The sequence below is a fragment of the Streptomyces sp. W16 genome (assembly GCF_033194735.1).
GTDB lineage: Bacteria > Actinomycetota > Actinomycetes > Streptomycetales > Streptomycetaceae > Streptomyces.
On sequence record NZ_JAWOAI010000599.1, the window covers coordinates 1 to 5,377 of the forward strand.

General features: G+C 70.2%; 6 protein-coding genes and 1 tRNA gene. 5 read left to right on the top strand and 2 right to left on the bottom strand.

The window, feature by feature from the left end:
- The coding region (locus R6V09_RS44860) for a DUF3662 domain-containing protein (RefSeq protein WP_317887241.1) at positions 1-462 on the bottom strand (462 nt) is incomplete at its 3' end.
- A gap of 419 nt (positions 463-881) precedes the next feature.
- Here R6V09_RS44860 and R6V09_RS44865 point away from each other — a divergent pair.
- Positions 882-965, top strand: a tRNA-Leu gene (locus tag R6V09_RS44865).
- A 146-nt stretch (positions 966-1,111) separates the two neighbouring features.
- Positions 1,112-1,948: a DUF3592 domain-containing protein gene (locus R6V09_RS44870; protein ID WP_317887242.1), complete on the top strand. Its 837-nt coding sequence runs from the start codon at positions 1,112-1,114 to the stop codon at positions 1,946-1,948.
- 36 nt (positions 1,949-1,984) lie between these two features.
- Here R6V09_RS44870 and R6V09_RS44875 read toward each other — a convergent pair whose 3' ends face one another.
- A complete protein-coding gene (locus R6V09_RS44875) occupies positions 1,985-2,638 on the bottom strand; it encodes an FMN-dependent NADH-azoreductase (protein ID WP_317887243.1) in 654 nt (217 codons plus the stop codon).
- Between the two features lie 129 nt (positions 2,639-2,767).
- Here R6V09_RS44875 and R6V09_RS44880 point away from each other — a divergent pair, with 129 nt between their 5' ends.
- The 3 genes from R6V09_RS44880 to R6V09_RS44890 all read left to right on the top strand — a co-directional run bounded on the left by R6V09_RS44880 (position 2,768) and on the right by R6V09_RS44890 (position 5,259).
- Complete coding sequence (locus R6V09_RS44880) at positions 2,768-3,130, top strand: winged helix-turn-helix transcriptional regulator (protein WP_317887244.1); 363 nt, start codon at positions 2,768-2,770, stop codon at positions 3,128-3,130.
- A 165-nt stretch (positions 3,131-3,295) separates the two neighbouring features.
- On the top strand, positions 3,296-4,705 hold the full coding sequence (locus R6V09_RS44885) for a DUF2252 domain-containing protein (protein WP_317887245.1): 1,410 nt from the start codon (positions 3,296-3,298) through the stop codon (positions 4,703-4,705).
- On the top strand, positions 4,702-5,259 hold the full coding sequence (locus R6V09_RS44890) for a hypothetical protein (RefSeq protein ID WP_317887246.1): 558 nt from the start codon (positions 4,702-4,704) through the stop codon (positions 5,257-5,259). The genes R6V09_RS44885 and R6V09_RS44890 overlap by 4 nt, the downstream gene beginning before the upstream one ends.
- The last annotated feature ends 118 nt before the right edge of the window (positions 5,260-5,377 follow it).

Consider the following 5,377-nt stretch of genomic DNA (forward strand, 5'->3'; position numbering starts at 1 on the left):
GGGCGGATAGCCGTAGCCGCCGGGCCGTCCCGCGGCCGGAGCCGGGGGTGTTGCCGGGGCGCCGGCCCCGGGTGCCTGCTGGTTGGTGGAGGAGGCGAGCGTACGACTGCGCACCCGGTACAGCCCGGTGTCGAGGTCTTCCGCCTTCTCCAGGTGGACCTTGATGGGTCCCATGAAGGTGTAGCGCTGCTGCTTGGCGTAGTCGCGCACCATGCCGGCGAGCTCGTCGCCGAGCTGGCCGGAGTAGGGGCTGAGCCGCTCGAAGTCCGGCGTGCTCAGCTCCACGATGAAGTCATTGGGTACGACGGTCCGGTCGCGGTTCCAGATCGTCGCGTTGTTGTCGCACTCGCGCTGGAGCGCGCCGGCGATCTCGACGGGCTGGACCTCGGACTTGAACACCTTGGCGAAGGTGCCGTTGACCAGACCTTCGAGGCGTTGCTCGAACTTCTTCAGGACTCCCATGGGGCACCTCCTCCGTCGTTGCCGCACTGGTTGCCGTGCCGGCTGCCTTGGTACTGCTTACTGATCGTATCCACGCGCCGGTAAATCGGCTGGTTCCCCCTTGTCGGCCCGTCGAACTCCTTCTGCACTACTCCTGCCCAGGATCGTAGAGGGGGCCGCAGACAAGTGTCCCGCACCTGACTGTGGACCTTGTCCCCCTCCTGGGGAGATGGCCGCTACCGGTACGAGGTTGATACGTGAACCGGCCCACGTTGATACGTAGCGGGGGGTGCGGGGTGTTCGGAGGGGGTCCTGGTGGTTCCCGGGGCAGGTCAGGGGGTGCGGATAAGGGATGTGAATCCACCCCGGGCACCGTGCTAATCTTCTGCATGTCGGAAGGCGCCAGCCCCCTGGGGGAACAGCCCGAGGACACACCCAATGCGCGGGTGGCGGAATAGGCAGACGCGCTGGATTCAGGTTCCAGTGCCCGAAAGGGCGTGGGGGTTCAACTCCCCCCTCGCGCACAGACAGAAGCCCCTCAGGTCTCGGACCTGAGGGGCTTCTTCGTGTCCGGTGTCGGCTTCGGCGGTGAGGTATCTCACGGTCGGGGGAGCCGCTCGTCCTGGGTGATCGTGTGCAACCCCGTCGCGCTCGCGAGTGTCCTACGGGCGTGACAACGACTCCTTCACCGTCCTCCATCGTTCTGCGCGGTCGTGACGCCACAGCCCGTTTCGAAGAGGGCCTGGATCATGTGCTGTGGGAACAGGACGGCCGTACGGTCCGGATCCCGCTGGCGGCGATCGAGGACGTCCGCGGTGCGGACCGTACCGCCGAGATCGTCCTGACGACGGCTCGGGCCGGCCGTTCCGGTGCCGTGTACGCGGTGCACGACACCAGTGCGGCAGCGGTGTCCGCGTTCGGTGCCGCCGTGCGGGCCCGCCTGACCGAACGCGCGCCGCTGGATCCGCGTCCCGAGGGCGAGGACCTGGTCACGATCACCGACGCCCCTGCCTCCGCCTCCGCGCGAGGTCCCTGGTGGTCGTCGCGGCGGGTGCTCTCCGTCCTCGCGGTGATCGCCGTCTTCGTGGTGATCGATGTGATGGTGGGGGTGCGCGGTGGCTCGGAGTTCGTGGCAGTGCTGCCGTTCGTGCAGCTCTTCACCGCTGTGGGGGTGCTTCTGGTGGCCGTCATGGGGCGCGGTCTCCACGACGGCCGACGGCTGCCCAGGCACGGCATCACGGTGTCGGCCGAATTCGACCACTACACCAACAACACCAGGGTGTACCGGTACACGGACCTCGACGGCGGAGTGCACCACTACCGCGATTCGACGGGGGGAGAGCGGCTGGAGCTCAGCTACGACCCGCGCGATCCCGGCCGCGCAGCCGCCCGTCTGTCCCCCTACATGCAGTTCATGATGGCTCTGATGACGCTCGTCGGCCTCGCCCTGACCTGTGGAGGGCTCTGGCTCACGGGCCACGAACTCGTCGTTTCGCTGCGGGGGTGACACCTCCTCGTCGGTGGCCTCACCCCGGCGCGGACGTCACGCGGCGAGGCGCTCCGCCAGTTCCTTGGCCTTGGTCGCCGCGTCGTCGAGGGCGCGCTCGCGGGACGCCTCGTAGAGGGGGACCAGGTCGGACATCGCCGGGTTCTGCGGGGCCATGGTGAGCTCCGGGACGATGAACTCCAGTTCCGTGCCGAGGGCGTCGACGAAGACCGCGCGGAGATAGGTCTGCACGTACTCGAAGCCCTCGCGCGGGGTGCCGGGGCCGTAGGCGCCGCCGCGGCTGGCGATCACGGTGACCGGGGTGCCCTTGATCTTCGAGTCCTCCGTGCCCGCGGTGCGGCCCATGAGGATCACGTTGTCCAGCCAGGCCTTCAGGGTCGAGGGGATGGCGAAGTTGTACATCGGGGCGCCGATCAGCACCGCGTCCGCCTGCTCCAGCTCCTCTATGAGCTGCACGCGCTCGGCGAAGGCCGCCGCCTGCTCGGGCGTGTGCGTGGCCGGGTCGGCGAAGCCGGCGGTGTGGGCGTCGGCGGTGATGTGCGGGACGGGGTTCGCGGCGAGGTCGCGGTGGATCACCGTGCCCTCCGGGTGCTGTTCCTCCCAGGACGTGCGGAAGGCGTCGGCGACGGCGCGGGAGGCGGAGGCGCCGGCGGGGAACACGGAGGAGTCGATGTGCAGAAGCGTGGCCATGGAGGTCTCCAGGGGGCGTGGAGTGCCGGCAATCGTTTTGCTCAGCAGATGAAGTTTCGTACTCGACTATGAATAACACAGGTACTTACTTTTTTTCATCCCCATTCAAGAGGGCAGTACCCTGAAGCCATGACGGTCGAGCAGGAACACGGCACGGACCTGTGCAAGCAGGTCGACAAGGGGATCACCCGTGTCTTCCAGCTGTTCGGAAAGCGCTGGACCGGGCCGATCGTGGCCGTCCTGATGGCACAGCCCATGCACTTCTCCGACCTGCGCCGGGCGATCCCGGGCATCAGCGAGCGCATGCTCTCCGACCGGCTCACCGAACTCGGCGCCGCCGGCCTGCTCGTCCGCGAGGTCGACGAAGGCCCGCCGCTGCGCGTCTCGTACCGGCTGACCGAGGCCGGCAAGGCCTTGGAACCGGCGCTCCGGGAACTCGGCGAGTGGGCCAAGGTGCATCTGCCCGAGGGGTGGGAGTCGGGCAACTGCTGAGGCCCGGCCCTCGCGAGGTTCGTCGGGCGCCGTGGGTTTTCCACAGACGTGGAGCTGTCCACAGGCGCCGAGTTGTCCACAGGGTCTGACGTGTTTTCGCCACCGGCTGTACGGTCGTCGCGAGTTGATGTTCGTGCGTGCGGAAGTGCGGGGGAGGCGGTCGGTATGACCGAGGCCGGAATCGGTGTGGGGCGCAGGCTGCCCGGAGTGCGGGGCTTCGCCACCTGGCCGGTGGAGGGATCGCCCAAGGAAGAGGGGAAGGCGCTGCGGGAGAGCGTCCCGCACAGCGCGCACGCCGCTCTCGACCTGGACGGCTCCCGCCCCGACGCGGTGACCGCCGTGGAGGAGTCCGGCCGCGGCCGTATTCCTGGGCTGACACCGATACGGGTGGGCCGGATGGCGGCCACGCCCTTCGCCTTCCTGCGCGGTTCGGCCGGCCTGATGGCCTACGACCTCGCCCGCACCCCCATGACCCGGATCGGCGCCCAGATCTGCGGCGACGCCCACGCGGCCAACTTCGGGCTGTACGGCGATGCCCGCGGCGGCCTGGTCATCGACCTGAACGACTTCGACGAGACCGTGCACGGCCCCTGGGAGTGGGACCTCAAGCGGCTCGCCGCCTCGCTGGTGCTCGCGGGCCGGGAGGCAGGCGCCGACGAGGACACCTGCCGTACGGCGGCGCACGGCGCGGTGGGCTCCTACCGCCGCACCATGCGCCTGCTGGCGAAGCTCCCGGTGCTGGACGCGTGGAACGCCATCGCGGACGAGGAGTTGGTCTCCCACGCCGACGCCCGCGACCTGCTCGGCACGCTGGAGCGGGTCTCCGAGAAGGCGCGGGGCAACACCAGCGGGCGGTTCGCGGCCAGGTCGACCGAGGCGGCCGAGGACGGCGGGCGCCGCTTCGTCGACGCCTCACCCGTGCTGCGCCGGATCCCGGACGAGGAGGCGGCGGCGGTCGCCGCGTCCCTGGAGGAGTATCTCGGCACGCTCTCCGAGGACCGCCTCCCGCTGCTCGCCCGGCACACCGTGCACGACGTCGCCTTCCGTGTCGTCGGCACGGGCAGCGTGGGCACGCGGTCGTACGTCGTGCTGCTGCTCGACCACCGCGGCGAACCGCTCGTCCTCCAGGTCAAGGAGACCCGCCCCTCGGCGCTGGTGCCGCATCTGCTCGCCGCCGGGTTCGACGCGCCGCCCGTCCCGCACGAGGGCCGGCGCGTGGTGCTCGGGCAGAAGCGGATGCAGGTCGTCAGCGACATCCTGCTGGGCTGGACGACGGTCGACGGACTGCCGTTCCAGGTACGGCAGTTCCGCAACCGCAAGGGCAGCGTCGACCCGGCCGCCCTCGCCGCCGACCAGATCGACGACTACGGCCGGATGACCGGCGCCCTCCTGGCCCGCGCCCACGCCCACAGCGCCGACCCGCGCCTGGTCGCCGGGTACTGCGGCAAGAAGGACGAACTGGACGAGGCGATAGCGACGTTCGCGGTCGCCTACGCCGACCGGACCGAGGCGGACCACGCGGAGCTGGTGGGCGCCGTGCGGGCGGGGCGGATCGCGGCGGAGCTGGGGGTATGAGGTACGTCGACCTCGACGGACGCGTGGGCGACGTGACGGGGGTGATCGATCCCCAGCTGTATCTGGCGGAGTTGTCCGGGTTCGCGGATCGACTGCCGCCGGGGGCGCGGGAGTTCGCCACGGACCCCGGGCACTACGCCTTCCGGGGCAGACGGTGCGTGAAGGACCTCGTACCGCAGGGGGCCGTCCGCAGCGGCGACGACGGGATCGAGATCCGGTTCCGGCACAACTGCTGGAAGCATGACGAGGACCTGGTCATCCGCTACACCGGGGTCACCGTCTTCCGGGCGGACATGCCGGATGCGCCGGACGGGACCGGTGCGCCGGACGTGCTGGACGTGCCGGGCGTCCGTGATCTGTCCGACCTGGGTGACGTGATCCTGGACGAGGTGCTCCCGGCCTCCGACGGCGGCTGCACCCACGAGATCGGCTGCCGCCCGGGCACGCTGTTCGTGGCCTGCCGGGACCTGTCGGCCGAGTGGTCGCCGGCCGACTGTCCGGAGTTGCGGGTCGGCAGTGGCCTACGCTGGTCGGGTGACGACCCCGGAAGCTGAGCAGTCCCAGTCCGCGCCCGTCGGAGAACCGGTGCCGGAGCAGGCGGGCGCCGAGGTGCCGTCTGCCGCCGGAGCCGCGGCGGGTGAGGGTTCCGTGCGCGAGGACACCGGGGGCGGC

Coding starts and splice junctions, on each gene's coding strand:
- R6V09_RS44885 (WP_317887245.1), top strand. CDS start 3,296: ATGACCGAGGCCGGAATCGGTGTGGGGCGCAGGCTGCCCGGAGTGCGG.
- R6V09_RS44880 (WP_317887244.1), top strand. CDS start 2,768: ATGACGGTCGAGCAGGAACACGGCACGGACCTGTGCAAGCAGGTCGAC.
- R6V09_RS44890 (WP_317887246.1), top strand. CDS start 4,702: ATGAGGTACGTCGACCTCGACGGACGCGTGGGCGACGTGACGGGGGTG.
- R6V09_RS44875 (WP_317887243.1), bottom strand. CDS start 2,638: ATGGCCACGCTTCTGCACATCGACTCCTCCGTGTTCCCCGCCGGCGCC.